The sequence below is a fragment of the Thauera carbonicopians genome (genome assembly GCF_025699485.1).
Classification (GTDB): Bacteria; Pseudomonadota; Gammaproteobacteria; order Burkholderiales; family Rhodocyclaceae; genus Thauera.
On the sequence record NZ_JANUXN010000030.1, the window covers coordinates 14,118 to 30,283 of the forward strand.

The 16,166-nt window shown below is 67.8% G+C and carries 21 protein-coding genes; 1 reads left to right on the top strand and 20 read right to left on the bottom strand.

What is annotated here, in order from left to right; translation table 11 throughout:
* From trbC to NX068_RS20610, 17 genes are all read right to left on the bottom strand, one after another.
* Entirely contained in the window at positions 1-753 is a 753-nt protein-coding gene (trbC, locus tag NX068_RS20530; protein ID WP_263463093.1) for a type-F conjugative transfer system pilin assembly protein TrbC, read from the bottom strand.
* On the bottom strand, positions 740-1,750 hold the full coding sequence (gene traU / locus NX068_RS20535; protein ID WP_263463094.1) for a conjugal transfer pilus assembly protein TraU: 1,011 nt from the start codon (positions 1,748-1,750) through the stop codon (positions 740-742). Before traU ends, trbC begins: the two co-directional genes overlap by 14 nt.
* Positions 1,747-2,400, bottom strand: coding sequence for a type-F conjugative transfer system protein TraW (gene traW, locus NX068_RS20540; protein ID WP_263463095.1), 654 nt, complete (start codon positions 2,398-2,400; stop codon positions 1,747-1,749). The genes traU and traW overlap by 4 nt, the downstream gene beginning before the upstream one ends.
* Entirely contained in the window at positions 2,400-2,804 is a 405-nt protein-coding gene (locus tag NX068_RS20545; protein WP_263463096.1) for a hypothetical protein, read from the bottom strand. Before NX068_RS20545 ends, traW begins: the two co-directional genes overlap by 1 nt.
* An 11-nt stretch (positions 2,805-2,815) precedes the next feature.
* Entirely contained in the window at positions 2,816-3,418 is a 603-nt protein-coding gene (traF, locus tag NX068_RS20550; protein WP_263463097.1) for a conjugative transfer signal peptidase TraF, read from the bottom strand.
* Complete coding sequence (locus tag NX068_RS20555; RefSeq protein ID WP_263463098.1) at positions 3,418-3,783, bottom strand: hypothetical protein; 366 nt, start codon at positions 3,781-3,783, stop codon at positions 3,418-3,420. The genes traF and NX068_RS20555 overlap by 1 nt, the downstream gene beginning before the upstream one ends.
* The gene (gene traC / locus NX068_RS20560) at positions 3,780-6,341 is read right to left on the bottom strand and encodes a type IV secretion system protein TraC (protein WP_263463099.1); all 2,562 of its coding nucleotides are present in this window, start codon (positions 6,339-6,341) and stop codon (positions 3,780-3,782) included. Before traC ends, NX068_RS20555 begins: the two co-directional genes overlap by 4 nt.
* Positions 6,338-6,934 carry a type IV conjugative transfer system lipoprotein TraV gene (gene traV / locus NX068_RS20565; RefSeq protein WP_263463100.1) on the bottom strand — a complete coding sequence of 199 codons (597 nt, stop codon included), beginning with the start codon at positions 6,932-6,934 and terminating at the stop codon, positions 6,338-6,340. Before traV ends, traC begins: the two co-directional genes overlap by 4 nt.
* Positions 6,931-7,734 (bottom strand): DsbC family protein, encoded by an 804-nt coding sequence (locus NX068_RS20570; protein WP_263463101.1) that lies wholly within the window; start codon positions 7,732-7,734, stop codon positions 6,931-6,933. The genes traV and NX068_RS20570 overlap by 4 nt, the downstream gene beginning before the upstream one ends.
* A complete protein-coding gene (locus NX068_RS20575) occupies positions 7,718-9,082 on the bottom strand; it encodes a TraB/VirB10 family protein (protein ID WP_263463102.1) in 1,365 nt (454 codons plus the stop codon). Before NX068_RS20575 ends, NX068_RS20570 begins: the two co-directional genes overlap by 17 nt.
* Entirely contained in the window at positions 9,079-9,930 is an 852-nt protein-coding gene (locus tag NX068_RS20580) for a type-F conjugative transfer system secretin TraK (protein ID WP_263463103.1), read from the bottom strand. Before NX068_RS20580 ends, NX068_RS20575 begins: the two co-directional genes overlap by 4 nt.
* Positions 9,917-10,483, bottom strand: coding sequence for a type IV conjugative transfer system protein TraE (gene traE / locus NX068_RS20585; RefSeq protein WP_263463104.1), 567 nt, complete (start codon positions 10,481-10,483; stop codon positions 9,917-9,919). Before traE ends, NX068_RS20580 begins: the two co-directional genes overlap by 14 nt.
* 2 nt (positions 10,484-10,485) lie before the next feature.
* Positions 10,486-10,785: a type IV conjugative transfer system protein TraL gene (gene traL, locus NX068_RS20590; protein ID WP_263463105.1), complete on the bottom strand. Its 300-nt coding sequence runs from the start codon at positions 10,783-10,785 to the stop codon at positions 10,486-10,488.
* 27 nt (positions 10,786-10,812) lie between these two features.
* Positions 10,813-11,160, bottom strand: coding sequence for a hypothetical protein (locus tag NX068_RS20595; RefSeq protein WP_263463106.1), 348 nt, complete (start codon positions 11,158-11,160; stop codon positions 10,813-10,815).
* Positions 11,157-11,963 (bottom strand): OmpA family protein, encoded by an 807-nt coding sequence (locus NX068_RS20600; RefSeq protein WP_263463108.1) that lies wholly within the window; start codon positions 11,961-11,963, stop codon positions 11,157-11,159. Before NX068_RS20600 ends, NX068_RS20595 begins: the two co-directional genes overlap by 4 nt.
* A complete protein-coding gene (locus NX068_RS20605) occupies positions 11,960-12,505 on the bottom strand; it encodes a lytic transglycosylase domain-containing protein (RefSeq protein WP_263463109.1) in 546 nt (181 codons plus the stop codon). Before NX068_RS20605 ends, NX068_RS20600 begins: the two co-directional genes overlap by 4 nt.
* 153 nt (positions 12,506-12,658) lie before the next feature.
* Positions 12,659-13,156, bottom strand: a complete 498-nt coding sequence (locus NX068_RS20610) for a hypothetical protein (RefSeq protein WP_263463110.1) — start codon at positions 13,154-13,156, stop codon at positions 12,659-12,661.
* Positions 13,157-13,343: 187 nt separating this feature from the next.
* On the opposite strand from NX068_RS20610, the gene NX068_RS20615 reads away from it, so the two are divergent.
* Positions 13,344-14,153 (top strand): hypothetical protein, encoded by an 810-nt coding sequence (locus NX068_RS20615; RefSeq protein WP_263463111.1) that lies wholly within the window; start codon positions 13,344-13,346, stop codon positions 14,151-14,153.
* A gap of 115 nt (positions 14,154-14,268) precedes the next feature.
* On the opposite strand, the gene NX068_RS20620 is transcribed toward NX068_RS20615, so the two are convergent.
* The 3 genes from NX068_RS20620 to NX068_RS20630 form a co-directional block, all read right to left on the bottom strand.
* Positions 14,269-15,099: a hypothetical protein gene (locus NX068_RS20620; protein ID WP_263463112.1), complete on the bottom strand. Its 831-nt coding sequence runs from the start codon at positions 15,097-15,099 to the stop codon at positions 14,269-14,271.
* Between the two features lie 213 nt (positions 15,100-15,312).
* The gene (locus NX068_RS20625) at positions 15,313-15,936 is read right to left on the bottom strand and encodes an IncC plasmid conjugative DNA transfer DtrJ family protein (protein ID WP_263463113.1); all 624 of its coding nucleotides are present in this window, start codon (positions 15,934-15,936) and stop codon (positions 15,313-15,315) included.
* Positions 15,933-16,097 (bottom strand): hypothetical protein, encoded by a 165-nt coding sequence (locus tag NX068_RS20630; protein ID WP_263463114.1) that lies wholly within the window; start codon positions 16,095-16,097, stop codon positions 15,933-15,935. Before NX068_RS20630 ends, NX068_RS20625 begins: the two co-directional genes overlap by 4 nt.
* Positions 16,098-16,166: the final 69 nt, after the last annotated feature.

The window sequence follows — 16,166 nt, forward strand, 5'->3', positions numbered from 1 at the left end:
CTACCGCGGGCCGGGCTTGAGGCGGGCCAGGAAGAGGTCCGCTTCGCGCTGGAAGTCCGGGGCCGCGCGGCGCAGGTGTTCGAGCGCATAGTCCAGGCTCACGTCGCCCGTGGTGCGCGCGAACGCCCCCGCCGGCGGGCAGGCGCCGCCGGCGCAGGCTGCCGGGCGTGCGCCGTCGCGCACGAGGACGAAGCTCGGCACGCGGGTGACGGCGAAGCGGTCGAAGGCCAGCGGATCGATTTGCACCGCGACCTGCCGGCCGCCGATCAGGCGCTGCATGCGGGCGGCGGTGTCGCGCAGCGATCCGTTCATGAAACCGCGCAGTACGATCAGCGCGTGGGCGCGCTCGGCCTGTTCCAGCAGGCGCGCCAGCGTGGCTTCGGGCATTGAGAGACTGGCGAAGACCAGCAGCGCGGGCCCGCCGGCCAGCGCCTGCGCACCGTCCAGGCGGGCGGCGCCGTCGGCGTAGCCTTGGGCGACGGCCGAGAGGTCCAGCGGCCGGGCGGTCAGTGGTTCGGGGAGGGCCTCGATGCGGGGTGTGGAAGGCGCGGGCGGTGGCACGGGCGACGGCGCCGAATGCTTCTCCTGGGCGCGGCGGATGTCGTCGTCGGTGACGATGGGCGTGTCGCGGCGCGCGCGTGCGATGTCTTCGTCCGTCACGATCGGTTGCGCGGCCGCGGTACTGCTGAGGATGGTGGCGAGCAGCGCCACAAACACGGCGGCGCAGCGGCGGAAAGGTTCAGAAGCCGACACAGCAGTTCCTTTTCCTGAACAACATGAAAGCGAAGTCCTCGCCTCGGACCGGGTATTCCTTGCCGGCGCCCCAGATGATCGTGCTGCGCCCGAACGGCTGGCAGCACTTGCCGTCCTCCTTGCCGGTGTTGGGGATGGGGTAGGTGAGCTGGGTCTTGTAGGCGGTCTTGTCCATGACCGGCAGGAAGTAGGGGCCGCACAGCCCCGCCTGCCCGTGCCAGCCCCAGGCGAGGAGCTCGCGGTGCAGCTTCGCGGTCAGGCGCTGGGCGAGCAGCGCGGCCGTGCGCACGCCGCCCAGGTGGTAGGGCAGGTGGCCGTTGAACGGATAGACGGCGCCTTGGCAGCCGGCGCACCAGAACATCTCGCGGATGCCGAAGCCCGCGGTCGCGGCCACGCAGTCGGCCGCGCAGGCGGCCACCGCCACGGGGTTGGCGAACAGCACCGCCTCCGGGTTGAGGATCAGCGTCAGTTCGTCGTCGCCCCACAGCGGGTCGACTTCGGTGAGATAGGCCAGGTCGAAGCTGCCCTTTTCCAGGCAAGGGAAGTCGGTGACGACTTCCAGCCAGTACATCACCGGATTCACGTACCAGTGCGCCTGGTAGAAGCTGCCGCCGTCGCCATCGGCCTCCGGCCGGGTGAAGCGGGCGGCTTCCGGCGCGGGCAGGCCCGGGTCGAGGTCGATGCCGCCGAGCGACACGAGGCAGAAGGGTTTGCGGATCACCTCGACGTGGCGCGCGGGTTCCCAGAAGCCGATGGACAGGCCGACGGTCGGATTGACCCCGCAGGTGCACACTGGATTGGACGGATTGTCGATGTCCTCCTGGCCGCCGAAGTTGCCGATGCGCGCGCTGCCGATGCTGATCGGCAGGATGCACGACCAGCAGAGGTCGGTGATCGGGTTCGGAAACTTGCCGGTGCAGGTGATGCCGGCCGCGGCCGGCGTCGCCGCGCCGGCCAGGCCCAGCAGCAGGCAGACCGTGAGGGCCAGGCGTTTCATCGCGGCACCTCCGATCGCGGCACTTCCAGCTCGTCGATGCGCAGCCGCGGCCCCTCCTGCGAGACCAGCGCCGGCACCTGCCGGATGCCCAGCCGCCGCGTGAGCAGGCCGAACTGGTCGTAGTAGACCGGCGTGCGCCAGCGTTGCATCAGGTCCAGGTAGGCGCCGCCGGTCAGGATCGGTTTCACGCGGCCGCCGTAGTGGGCGATCAGCGCGGCCGCGTGTGCGACCTGGTGTGCGTCGCGCCCGTCGAAGAACAGCAGGTGGCGCGACAGCGAGACGATCTCCAGCGGATTGGCGCGCGTGCCGGCGGCGAACATCAGCTGGCCGTCGGCGTCGTGCAGGTTGCGCTCGAGCGTGAAGCTCGGGTCGTAGTAATAGGTGCGCCGCGTCCCGGTGGGCGACAGCCCCTCGACCGGCGCGGGGTGGCGGACCGCGTCGACGCCTCGGGTCCGGGCTTCTTCTTCGAGCCGCTGCAGGTCGCCGCTGGCGGCCATGTCCCGCAGGCGTTGTTCGATGAAGGCGAGCAGGTGGGGCTCGGCGATCTCGTAGGTCGGGCCGATCACGCCGGCGTCTGCGGCTCGGCCTTGGGGCGTGCCGCCGAGCAGGGCCACCACCGCGACGCAGCTTTGAAGAACCGGGCGGCGCATCACCGCGGCGCTCCGGTCGGGCAGTGGATCTGGCGCACGAGCTGGACCCGGGCGGCCGCGTCCTGTTGCTGGCTGGCGCGGATCAGCCCCATCAGCACCGGTTCGCCGCCGTCGTGTGCGAGCGCCTGGCGCAGTTCGAGGGTGTTGAGCGTGCGGCCGCAGCGCAGGTGGACGGCACCAAGATAAATCTTGGCGCCTTCGGCCGCCGCCGGCGCGATCTGGTGGAGCAGCGCGAGGAAGTCGAGCATGGGCATGTCGTCCCCGGTGCGGATCGGCCCGTGTGCCGGACTGGTCTGCGCGTGGGTGGTGGAAACGGACCACAGCGCGATGAGCGAGGCGAGGATGGCGATCACCACCCGCAGCGCGAAGCGGATGAGACCGGCGACGGAAAGGGGGCGGGACATGAAGATCTCCGTCAAAAAAGCGGCTCGACCACGCCGATGACCTGCTCGGCGCGCACCAGGCCGCTGTCGCGGTAGCGCGAATCAAAGGAATCGGGGCTCGTGCCCTGCACGTAGTAGTGCCCGGGCGGGATGACCGTCGGCGCGATCGGCGCGAGCGGCTGGCGGTCGAAGGCGTGGGTCTTGGCGATGCCGACCGGTTCGCCGTTGATCCGCACCTCGCGCCCGACGACGGTGACCGTGTCGCCGGGCAGGCCGCGCACGATCTTGAAGAAAGGCTGGCCGGCGAGCCCCGGGTAGTCGCGTGCGCCGTCGCCGGCGAAGGAGAAGACGATGAAGTCGCCGCGGCGCAAGGTGTGCTGCCCCGAATGCAGGATCGCAACCTTGTAGGGCAGGCTGGGCGTCCAGTTGAACAACAGCGGCAGGCGCGGCGTGGGATCGATGAACACGCGCACGTAGGCCACCGCCCAGACCGCGAACAGCGGCACGTAGAGATACCAGCGCCGGCGCATGTGGCGCAGGAAGTCGGCGAACCCGGCCCGTGCGTGGTGGCGCGAGGCGGCAGGCGGCGCGGCGGGCTGGGCCAGGGTGGCGGCGGGGGCGGGCAGTTCCAGCATCACGGCGCCTCCACGCGCTGACGCAGCAACGCGGTGAGGTCCACCATGCGCGGCGCCGGGCCGGCGACGGCCGACTTGAGCATCACCGGGCAGCCGCATTCGGCCGGCAGGGCGGCGAGCGCGGCGGGCAGTTGCCGGGAGAATGCCCGCGCCATGTCCAGCGCGGCCTGCCGCTCTTCCTCCGTGCGTGCCGAGGTGAGCCGGCGGGTGAACTCGTCTTCCTTGGCGCGATAGACCTCGGCCAGATCGACGACGCCAATGATCTGCCGCGGCTGGGCGACCAGGCGGTCATAGCCGGTCAGCGCGCAGGCGGTGACGAGGATAGCGATGAGGCCGTGGGTGGCGAGCTGCGGCACGGGCGTCATAGCGTGTGCCCCCGGCGCCGCAGCAGTTCGGCGATTGCTTCGTCGATCGACAACCCCTGGGCGCGCAGTTCGTCGATCGGCGCGTTGTCCTCGAGCTTGTTCGAGAACAGCAGGTGGGTGGCCGGATCGAGGATGTTGCGCGCGACGCCTTCGCCGACGGGCGACGAGATGTAGAGCTCCGAGAAGGCCCCGGACTCGGTGCGCAGCGAGTTCAGCAGCCGCTTCTTCGGCTCGTCCATCGCGAGTCGGCCCTTGCGGTCGAGCATCTCGATGGATTCGGGCTTCTGCCGTAGCAGGAAGACCCAGTCGGAGCAGTTGAAGGCGGCTTCCATCTGGGCGCTACCGTAGTAGTCGTCGGCACTTTGTGTCGCGGTGCCGAGCGCACCGCCATATTTCCGGGCGCGCCGTGCCGCTTCCTCGACCACCGCGGCCTTCACCGGATCGTCGGCGCCGATGTCGCCCAACTGCTGCTTCAGTTCGTCGATGAAGAGCACCTTGCGCCGGTTCCGGGTCAGGTACATCTCGCCGGTGATCTGGTGCAGCAGCAGGATGTTCACCACCGCGTGCAGGTCGGGGCGGCGCTTCAGCTCCTCGTTTTCGATGACGATGAAGTCGTTGGAGAAATCGACGTTGGCGCGCCCCTCGAAGAAGCGCGCGTACTGGCCGTCCCGCGCATAGGGGGCGAGCATGATCGCCAGGTCCCGGATGCGCTGGTCGTTTACCACCCCCAGTTCCTCGATCGTGCCGGTCTTGAAGGCGTCGCGCAGGCCGGTGATGGTCAGGTCCTGGCCGTACGCGCGGAAGAGCTTGAGCACCACGGCCGAGATCGCCTTGTACTGGACCTCCTCCAACGAATGCTGCATCGAGGCCATCTTCGAGATGCCCGGCACCAGCATGTCGATGTCCTCGTTGATGTCGCGCACGATCGAGAACGGGTTGAGGCAGATGTCGACATCGGGCCGGAACTCGATGTAGGTGCCGTGCGCCTTCCTGCAGAGCTTCTCGAACGACCGGCCCAGGTCCAGCATCCAGACCTTGGCGCCGATGGCGCGGTAGGACCAGGCCAGTTCGTTCATCAGCACGGACTTGCCCGAGCCCGGGGCGCCGATGATGGCGAAGTTGTAGTTGCCCAGGTCGTTGTCGAACAGATCCAGGGTCATCAACTGGCCGCGCCGGCCACCGAAGATGAGCGCGGGGGTTCGTGTGCCACGCCACTCGGCGATCAAGGGGGCCATGTGGATGGCGTTGGCCATGGTCTTGCGCGTGACGCGGCGCATCTTCGCCAGGTCCCGGTGGAATCGCTCGGTCAGCGTCATTGGCAAGCTGGCGAGTAGCGCCTGCCGGTGCATGTAGGCGTCGGCATTGAGGGTGAAGCCGCGGCCCCGCCAGATCGCGTTGGCGGCCTCGTGGGCGGCCGCGGCCTTCTCCGGCGGCGAGAAGATGGCCAACTGGTGGTACAGGCTCACCAGGCTTCCGCCGGTGTCGACGGCATTGGCGGCAGCCGTCCAGTCGTCGAGCTTCTTCTTCACGTCGGGCATGACGTCGGCCATTTTCGATTTGGCGTTTTGCGTCGCTCTGACGTGGTTCGCCGTGATCACCGACTTCGTGGCGTTCGGGTCCAGGATGTGCACGCCCAGGATGTGCACGCCCAGGGTGAGCAGGAAGGGCGCGCTGTACTGGAGCGCGGGCTGCATCATGTCGCCGATCAGGCTGCCCATCTGCCAGAGGGCAAAGCGCTCCGGGAAGGACTTCACCGAATAGAAGCGCGCTTCGAGCATGTGAGGGCTCGATTCCTTCCACAGGGTGAGGCCGTTCAGGTGCGGGTCCTGGATCGTGTCGAAGTCGACGATCTGGTCGCGCAGTTCGCGCCCATCGTCGTAGTTGAGGTCGGGCGCGTCGGTGCCGGACAGGCGGTCCGGGTTCGTGAAGATCGCGCACCAGTTGATCAGGTCGGCCGCATCGCAGGTTCGGGGCGGCAGCGAGGCCGAGCGCAGCGTCGAGGCCATCGAGTCGCGCAGCGCCAGCAGCTCATCGCGCTTGTTGAGGTCTTCCGGGTCGCCCGGAAACGCGACGCTCAGCATCAGGCGGAAGTCGCGGATGGTGTAGTGGAAACCTGGGGTCAGCGATCTCTGGGAACCGGCCAGAAGGTGTCCGACACGTTGGCGTGCCAGCGTCCGGAACAGGTTTTCATTGCGCGCCGGGCGACCCCAGTGGCGGGCTTTGGCGAGTTGGTCCGCGTCCTCGACCCGCAGGTTCGCGTACCGGCGCAGTTGCTGCCGAACGTGCGGCGAAGCGAACAAATGGAACTGCACGCCGGTGCCGGCGGGGCAGTTGGCGTAGAGCGAGACCAGCACTTCGACCATCCTGTCATCGGCGCCGGACTGCGGCATCAGCTCCAGCAGGAAGCCCATGCCATCCCGATTTGCAAAGATTTTCTCGGCGTCGAGATAGCCCATGTGCGGCAGCCAGCTTGCGAACTGCTCGGCCGGGCTGTCGAGTGACGCGCCCAGCCCGAAGGGCAGTTGCAGCGGGCGCCATTCGGCGTGGTGTCCCTTCATCGCCGCACCTCCGGAGTGTTCCCGGTGCCGAGGCCGGGCAGCGGGGGGGCCGGGCGCGCGATGGCCGGCGTCGTTTCAGTGCGGGCCGCGTTGTCGCTCGCGGGTGCCGTGCTGCTCGCCGGCGGCGGGCGCAAGGGCGCATGGGCGTCGCGGATGCGCTGCTGGACGTGATCGATCAGCCAGTGTCCCTGATCGACCTGGACGTACACATGTGCTTGGTCGTACAGGTCGCCGTCGCGGTCTTCCCACGGCTTCACCCACAAGCGCAGGTAGCGCGCCTGCGCGCGCAGCGCGGACGGGGCTTCTCCGCCGGTGGCGGGCAGGCCGGCCAGGGGCGGTGCGGCGGCCGGGCGCGGCGGTGCCCCATCGGTGGTCCGGTCCGCAGGCCGTGCGGAACCGGCGGCGCGCTTGCGCTGGCCGGGCAGATTGTTGGCCACCGCGTTGGCATAGGTGCCGGACACCGACTCGCAGGTGACGCCTTCCGGGGCCTGGCAGGCGTACTTCGAATCGCCGCCCACGCCCGACATCGACATGCAGCCCGACAGCGCCAGCGCGGCGGCGGACGGCACGATGAGCCGCTTTGCCGCCGTCATGGCCGGCCTCCCGCGGCATCGGGCAGCCGGGCTTCGATCGCCGCGCGGTCGATGAAACCCTCGGTGCGGCTGCCGTCGGGCCAGACCAGCGTGGGCGTGCCCTGGATGCCGAGCCCGCGCGCGAGCGCGAGGTTGCGGGCGACCGGGTGGTCGCAGGGCGTGCCGGCGTGCAGCAGGCTTTCGTCGCCCCGCAGCATGAATTCGCGCCAGGCCGTCTCGCGATCCGCGGCGCACCAGATCGAGACCGGCAGCGCCTCGCCCTGGAAGGGAACGAGGAAGGTTTGGATCGTGACGTCGTCGAGGCCGGCTAGTTCGGCTTCGAGCCGTCGGCAGTAGGGGCAGGCCGGGTCGCTGAAGACCGCCAGCCGGCGTGCGCCCTTGCCATGGACTGTCTTCAGCGCGTCGGCGAGCGGCAGGTCGTCGAATACGATCGCGGCGGGGACGGCGGCCTCGGCCGGCTGTTGCCGGGCGGCGAGCCGGGGCGCGGTCAGGTCGCGCAGCGTCAGGGTGTCGAAGAGATGCCCGAAGACGAAGTAGCGCGGATCGTGCGTGAGCACGTACGCCACGTTGCCGTCCATCCACACCTCGAAGAGCCCTTCCACGGGCGAGGGCGCGATCTCGGTGAAGCGCGTGCCGGGGTGGGCCGCCTCGAGCGCGGCGCGCAACCGGGCCGCGTCATCGGAGGCGGTGTCGGCGGCCGGCAGGCCGGCCGAGGCGAATAGGGCAAGCGCGGCGAGCGGTGTGGCGAGCACCGCGAACCGGCGTGCGGGTGTTCGCCCGCGCTCAGTAGTCGGGGTCATCGGCTGCCTCCAGGTAGCGGTTGGCGGGGGACAGGTCCGCGCGGCCGTCCTGGGCGCCGGGCATCGGGGTGTCGATGCGCACGCCCTTGGTGATCACCACGTCGATCTCGCGGCCGGCGTCGATCTCGATCACGGGGAAGGTGTTTTCGGCCAACTTGATGTAGTACTGGGCCAGGCGGTCCAGGGCCTTGCCGACGCCGGTGCCCAGGCCGGCGCGGTAGGCGTCGGCGCCTGAGGCGCTGGCGACGGTGCCAAGGGCCGAGGTGCTGTAGTCGGTCGAGGAAGTGGCCAGGCCCTGGCCGATGCCGCTGACGACACCGGCGAGCAAGGCGTTGGCGAGCATCTGGCCTTGCTTGGTGACGAGCCGCCCGCGCATGCCGACCTTGCCGTCCTCGCCGTAGACCGAGCCCTGGATGCGCACTTCGAGCGTGTGGCCGTCCGGGCGCACGCACGACAGGTTCTCGGTGCGCAGGTAGGCGCGCTCCGAACTGATGTCGCCATAGCCGGCGGCGATCACGAAGCACTCGCGGTACTCGCCGTGCATGCTGTTGGGCAGCACCGAGTTGTCCGACAGGCGGATCAGCACGGGATGGGGGTTGGATTGGGACTGCCCGCCGGTGGGGGCGTCCAGGCCACCGAGCAGGGTGCCGCGGGTGAAGCTCACTGGCAGGTAAGTGGAGACGGTGCGGGCTTCGCCGGTGCCGTCGCCGGGCGGGGTGCCGGGGGTTGTCGAGGCAGCGCCGGCGGGGGCCGGCGGGCCGGCACTGGGTGCGAGGCTGACGCGGCTGATGGCGGGCGGCGGGGGCGGCGCCACCGGTGCGTCCGGAACGCCCGGGGGCAGGGCGGCGGCGGGCGCGCCGGCCGGTGCCGGCGGCAGGCTCTCGGCGGGCGGCATCGCGGTGGGCGAGGACGGAGCGGCGAGCGGTGGCGCGGGCGTGGCGGCGGCCTGGCCGGCGGCGGTGAGTTTCTGCTCAAGTTCGGCGAAACGTTGCAGGGTGCGCTGCTCGAACGCGGTCCGTTCGCTGTTGAGGCGGTTCTGCTCCTCGCGCTCGGCCTCGTACTGGGCGAGCTTGCGTCCGGCGGTGCCGACCCACTGGTCGAGCGGATTCACCTGTCCGCCCGGCGGCATCACGCCGATGTTGGTCACCCCGCTCGGGCGCGCGGCGGTGTCCGTGCCCGCCGGGCGGTCCGGTTCGCCGGTGAAGGCGAAGATCAGCCACAACAGCCCGATGCCGCCCGCCATGATGGCGGCCAGCAGGAGGTACTGGCGCTGGCGCGGCGAGAGCCGTTCGAGCAGGCCGCCCAGTGCACCGGCCGGCCGTTCATGCGGCGAGCGGGAGAGGCTCATGGCCGGCTCTCCTGGCGGATCACGAAGACCTGGGTGCGTTCGCCCGGGTGCAGGTTGTGGTGCTCGATGGCGATGGCGGCCACGCGGCCCGCTTCGTCGTCCTCGCGGTCGAATTCGGGCTCGGCGAGCACCATGGGGGCGTCGCTCACGTTCTGCAGCAGGTAGCGCTCGCCGACGAGGCCGCGGCCGCGGTAGATGCGGTCGAGGTGGAAGCGCGCCTCGCGCCACAGCACGATGGGCTGGCCCACGTCCTTGGCCTGGATGTCGGACGGCAGGCGGTCGGTGGCCATCGCCACCAGCAGCGCCTTCAGCGCGCGGACATGGCTGGCGGCGGTGCCGGTGGCGGCACGTGGGGTCGTAGCCTCCACGCGCCGCTGCGCGGCCGCCCGGTCGCGGATGACGATAGTGTCGGCCGGGGTGTCGGCGCGGCGCAGCAGCAGGGTGTAGGTCGCCTGCGCCGAGGAGACGAACAGGTTGACCGGCTTCGCGCCGTCGCCGACCGGGCGGACGTAGATCTCGCCTTTGTCGCGGTCGCACTCGAGCACGATCTCGCCGGCGGGATTGACCGGGGCGGCCGTCGTGGGCGTGCCGGCGCCCGTGGTGCCCGGCGGTGCCGGCAGGTCCGGCGTCGCGGCGCAGCCGCTGGCGTAGATGTTGCCGAACACGTCGGTGATTGGCGCGCCTTCGATGCGGATGCGGGTGGGCTCGTGGATCGACAGGATCGCCTCGACGGCGACCCCGTCGCTGGCGTCGAGCACCTGCAGGGCGTGGGCGCCGGCGGCGCCCGCGACAAGCGCGGCCGCCAGCGTGGTGCGCAGGCAAGCAAGTGCAGGTTCAGCGGCTCGCATAGGGCACCTCTTTGAAAGTTCTCAGATGCGTGCGTGATCCTGCGTAGCCGAACTCGACCAGATAGGCCTTCGAGTCGTTGCTGGTCTCGAAGCCGTTGACCAGCGTGCGCAGCCGTCCCCGGATGACGACGTTCTGGCCGTCCTCGCTCGGCACGAGCTGCTCGGGGGCGAAGGCGGTGGCCGCGTTGATGCGCTTCAGGCGTTCCGCCTCGACTTCCTGGCGGGCTTTCAGCGCGCCGTGCTGGGCCGGGTCGACGTAGGTCAGCAGGATGTCTTTCTTCCAGTCGATCGTGCCGGGGCTCACGTCGAGCACCAGCCAGGCGATGAAGCTGCCCATCTGTTCGAGATAGGTGGTGCTCGCCTTGTCCCGCGTGACCCAGAACGACTTGTCGATCGTCGGCGGCACGATCACCGTGCGCTCCGACCCCAGCACGTTGAGCAGCGCCGTGAGCGACAGCACCTGTCCGATCGCCAGGGCGCCGACCGCCAGGCCCAGGCCGCGGTTGCGGCGAAGGAGCGCCTTGCGGTCGGTGTTAAGCCGTTCGAAGTCCATGGCTAGCCGACCATCCGGCGGATGTGCGAGGGCGGCGTCGCGCGCAGCGCGGTCAGCGGCGTGGCCGGCAGGTGCCACCACAGCCAATGCACCGCGAAAGCAGGGTGCTTGTCGGCCTTGAGCTTTGAGACCCAGCGTGAGACCGCGATACCAGCGGCCATGCAGATCGCGAAGGAAAGCTTGGCGCCGGACAGGTAGCCGATGAAGAAGGCCAGCAGCACCGGCGCGGCGACATCGATGTCCCAGAAGCCCAGCTTCCAGTTGTCGTCGAGGCGGCGCGGGATGTAGGTGTCGGTACGCATGCCGGGCTCCCGGGGCGCGAGGCCGGCTCAGACGACCGCGCCCATGATCGCGCCGGCGATCACCAACCCGACCGCCCCGAAAATGGCCAACCCGACGTAGAACAAGACCGGGCCAAAATTACGCAGTGCGGCAAGCGAGATCAGCGCGACGACGAAGCCGACGAAGCCAACCAGGGCCTTGATCCCCGGCCCAAGGGCCGAGATCTGCGTCAGGGCGGATGAGAGGGGCCCCGTGATGCCGGTGAAGGCCACCAGGTCGAGGGCGAAGCTCGGAAACGCGGCGCACAGCCCCAGCAGGCCGAGGGCGAGCAGCGACAGAATGGCGAAGGGACGGCGCCCGTCCAGGCGGGACGGCGTAAGCGTTGCGGTGCTCATGAAGACCTCCGTTGAGTTGAGCGTCGGAAGACGGGTCGGAGCGGGTCGATGAGCGGGTGGGGGAGTGCGGGTGCGGGGGAGGGCCCCGAGGTGGGTTGCGGTCCGGGTGGTGCGGGGCGGTCCACCGCGATGTCGACGCGGCGGTTTAGCGCCCGCCCGGCCGCCGTGTCATTACTTGCGGCGAAGCAGCACTTGCCTGCCGCCTCCACGGTCATTGCGTCCTGGCGCTCGGGGCGCGCTCGGGCCAGGTGTTCGCGCACCGCGTGGGCGCGGGCGGCGGCGAGCGCGTCATTGACGTCGGCCGGGCCGGTGGCGTCGGTCCGGCCGGTGATCCTGATGCGCCCTGCATCGGGCAGCGCCGCAGCGACCGCGCGCAGGATCGTTCGGGCCGTGGGGCCGAGTTCGGCGCTGCCGAACGCAAAGTGCACCGTCCAGGTCCGGCTTTCGGCGATGGCCGGTGCGACGACATGCACCGGAGGCAGCACGGTCTCCGTTGCCGGATCGGGAACGGATGCCGGCACGACCGGATCGGGTGCAATCGGCACCGGGGCGACCGGATGTGGGGCGCGTGCCGCGGTGGTGCCCGGGAGCCGGTCGAGCGTCTTGGGGGTGGGCGTCGGGCATGCCGGCGGCACGCACCGGACGAAGTCCGCCCGCGCGCCGTGGCCGAGCTGGGCGAGGTGGCCCACGGGGCGCGGGGCCGGCGGCGGCTGTATCGGCGGGTGGGTGCAGGAAGACAGCAGCGCGGCCGTGGCAACCGCCTGGCAGATCCGGCACAACACCCGTGCGAGAGACATGTTCATGGCGCCACCCGTACGGCGAGCATCGGGACGGCTATATCAGCGGCGATCCCGGGGGCGGCGTGGCGAGGCGTGCCGGCCTGCCGCGAAGCGGCGGTGACCCCCGGAAGCTGGCGGTACACCTTCCAGGCGTAGCGCGCCCTGGCCCGGGCGCAGTCGTCGCCCTTGAGCTGGGTGCAGGCGGCGTTGTAGGCGCCGACGCTGTCCCAACTGCGGCCGAGGCGCGAGAAGAGGTCGGCCAGCAGCCATGCGCCGACGTCGAGGTTGGTGCAGGGCTCGAACAGGCGTGTTTCGGTGATGCCCTGCCGGGCCAGTCTGGGCAGGTGGCGGCTGTTGATCTGCATGAGACCGATGTCGTAGGAGCCCGTCCGCGAAAGGTGCGAGCGGTTGACGGCCTTGGGGTCGAGGTTCGATTCCACCTTGGCAATCGCGTAGAGCAGATCGGCGGGCACGCTGTGGCGCCGTGCGGCTTCATCCCAGCAGGCATGGGCCCAAAGGGGCAGTCCGCACAGCATGGACAGGGCGAGGAGCAGAGGGCGGGGCATGACTTACCTCTCGAGCGTCGTACCACCTTCCGCGGGCGTGGAAGGACCAAGGGTCGGGGCCGGTAAGCCGGCCGGGGTGGGGTACGGGTCGGCCTGCGCGATGCAGGCGGGGTGATTCGGGCGGGTAATTAGGAGCGGATGTGTGTGCCGTGCTCAACCGCTTTCCGGCGCGGTGCCGACGGCCGCGCGCCGGGCCATGTTGAGCCGAGCGTGCTTGAGGACCAGATTGCCAGAAGGGTCCGCTTCGCGGCACAGGGCGACCGCGCCGGTCGTCAACTGGTCAAGCTGAAACTTCGGGTTCGGGTGCTGGTTCGCCGGCGAGCGCTGCAAAGCCTGCAACTGCTCGTACTGCGGCCGCCACATCGCTTCGCGCCGGCGGGCCGTGGTGGGGTCGCGCAGCACGAGTTGGGTGCCGAGGTAGCTGAAAAGCCTGCGGGCACCGTCCGGCGGTGCCAGCGCCGCGGAGACGCAGGCACTGATGAGGTCGGGCAAGCGGAAAGTGGGGGACAGATTCTCCGGGCGCTTGAGGAGGCCGTAGAGCCAGTCGTGTTCGTCAATCCACAGGCGGGTCTCGATGACATCCCGCGTGTCGGCTTCCTCTACGGCTGGTGTCGCGCGGTGCTGACGGGGTGTTGGTGTGGCGGTGATCATGGCACGGGCCTCGAGTCGTGGCGTAATGCGCTTTCAGCGCATGACCGGAGCGTAGGCGGCCCTGTCCGGGGTGTCTCCCGGGAATGTCGCTTTTTGTGGCGGGGATTTCGCCATCAAGGGGCGGAGAATTGCGCAGCGGTGGCGCTACGATGTGCCGGTGGCGTACGCATGGACACGGGCAATCGGCATGGAGAAAACGAGGATGGAGGCAGGAAGTATCGCGAAGGAGACTGTGGAGAGCGGCTTTCGGCTGCTGGACAAGGTGATCGAATTCAGATTCGCGTTGGCCTTGCTGTCGGTGGCGGTTGCGCTCGATGTTGCTTTGGCAGGGATCGCCCACCGAAGCATCCTGACCATGGATTGGCCGGCGCTCGATGCCGGTATGGTCGCTAGGCTTGGTCTCGCCGCCGTGGCCTATGTGCTATGGATGGCAGTGTTGGCGTCGGTGTCGTACTACGCTGTGCAGAGGGTGTTGTCTTCATTGGCCGATAGCCGACTTGGCAGCGCATTGCGCTGTGCTGTCGAACCGGAGTGCGAGGTGGCCGAGCGGCGATATGCTTGGGGGCGGGTACGGGTGAACGATGCCAAACTGCGTGCGCTCAAGGACAAGGACACATTCTGGATGGCGCAGGTGGAGAAGGCTGAAGCCAGGGGGCGGGAGGTGGAGAACGAGATGACGGCCCTTGCTCGTTTGTCTTTCTCGGTCACGGGGCTGATGCTGATGGATTGGGGGCTGCGCGAGCATTCGATGGCGGGCGAAATTGCCGAAGGACTGGGTGGGTACGGCGGAAGAATGGGCGATGTTGCCATCCTGGGGCTATGCGCGATTGTGTTCGTGATCGCATTTCCCTGGCTGTACCAGGTGTGGAATCCGCATCCGAGGGATGCGTGGATGGACCATCCGGAACTGGCCAAGGAGCGCTTGGAGGCCATCGAGGAGGAGCGACAGCGCAGAGGGGGAGTGTGCCCAGTTCCTTCCTTCGGGGCGCGGCGATGAATATCCACCGCAGGGCGAGCTGGGCCGAACTGCAACCCAACGAATCCGCGTATCTTCTTTCTTAGCTGAAGAAGCCTTCTTAATTAATGAGGGTGAATATGGTCAGAGTGCAGTCTCAAACCTCTCCCTCTTGGCCTGTCGTAGCCAGCAAGCTTTCCAGTAGGTCAATAGCTTCATCTTTGGATAAATCCTTGAACAACTCTACTTCATACTTCAAGCTAAGGTTCAGATCGCCCCTTTCTGTAATGCTGCTATCAGGGTACGAAATCATGGATAGTATCCCAGCCAAGGCAGTATCCATCGAGAGGAAATGAATCCGTATGGTTGGTCCATGCTTACTCATCAATGCTTTCAAAAAACCTATGCGGATGATGACGTACAAGTCGCTTAGTGCATTATAGGAACGCGGACTGGCGGGCTTCAGCATCCCCCTGGCCTCTTTCCCTCCATGCAGGCAAGCTAGACAGATGACGACCAGTGGATCTCTGATAGGCAAGTCGAGATCTTTCGCTGCCTTGAGTAATCTATCCTGAACAGAACTTCGCTGAAGCTTTGGTACCCCAGCCTTCAGCATGGGGCAGGCCACCTCAAAATATTTGGTGCGCACAGGCCAGCCTAGTTCTAGGTTTTCTGTGAAGATTTGCCCCGCTTGCTGCGCATTTGCACTCAAGAAGTCCGAGTCAACACGAGCATGCTTGTAGAATTGGCGAATTACATCAGCCTCGTGATTTAAGCAAGAAATTTTCTCTTCGAAGCTATCCTTTCTCCCCTTTTCACCTTCAATAATCGAAAAAAGCGGAGAAATGAAATTCCCTTTTCGGTCGATGCTTCTTAGTCTCTTTATGAATTTGAGTTTTGTTTTGTCCTTCTGAATCTTTCCATTAATGGATTCCTTGATGAGATTGACAGAATTTCGATCGAGAAGATAGAAGCTATTTATTTTCATTTTTCATTTTTATGAATAGAGTTATGTGCTGATTTTACCCCTACTCAACCCGAATTCAAAAAACAATTCTTTGAAGCTTTCTAGGCCTGGGGTCATGAATCATGGCTCTTTCTTGTCATTCTGGGGTGGCATCAACAGCAGATTCGGGCCAAACTGCGTTGGCAACTGATGCACTAGACAACTGCCATCAAGTTCGCGTCGCCGGGCGGTCCCTCATCCGCGCCGATGGAAACACGCAAGCGCCTGTCCCGCCAGCACGCCGACGATCAGCGGCACGCACGGCAGCCACAGCGGCGGCAGTGTCACCGGCAGCACCAAACCGACGACCGTGGCGCACACGATCACGATTCCCGCGCTCGCGTACAGCGCGAACATCTCGGGGTCGTGCTGCCGGAATTCCCTGGCCTTGACGAGCCGGGTGCATCCGCCGTCGGCCAGCGCCGCGAGGACGAAGGCGGCGAGCCAGGGCAGCCATTCGAGCAGGGTGGCCAGCCGGTAGCTGGCGAGCAGGAGCAGGGCGTCGATCGAGCGGAAATAGGGGTTGTTGAAGAGCCGCTGGTTGACCGCGGACATCTCCCGGGACACCGCACTATCGACGCCCGCTGGCGAAGGGGCGCCGTGCGCGGCCGGGATCGGCGTGGCGTCGGCGGTCGCGTCCTGCATCCGCATGGCGCGGTTCAGCATGCGCAGGGCGGGTTCTTCGCCCCAGTACGCCACTGCCCGCGCATGCTCGGCGCGCAGTTGCGCGAGGAAGCGCTCCGGCGGGTGCGCCGAGGGCAGGTACAGCACCAGCACGAGCAGGCCCACCAGCGACACCACGGCGACGGCGCGGATCATGCGGCCGCCCGGGGCATGTTGCGGACGTCCGCATCGGGATCGATGATCGGAAACCGGCCCTTGATGATCCGCCCGCCCGACACCGAGGCGAAGTACTGGAGGTTGGGGAGCTTGCCCAGCACGTCGGCCGGCACCATTTCCTCGAAGCTCTCGGGAAACACTGATTATTTCACCAGCCTGCCTTCCTGATGGCAGAGCTGTTTGAGACACTGTCGCCTACGCAGACTGGA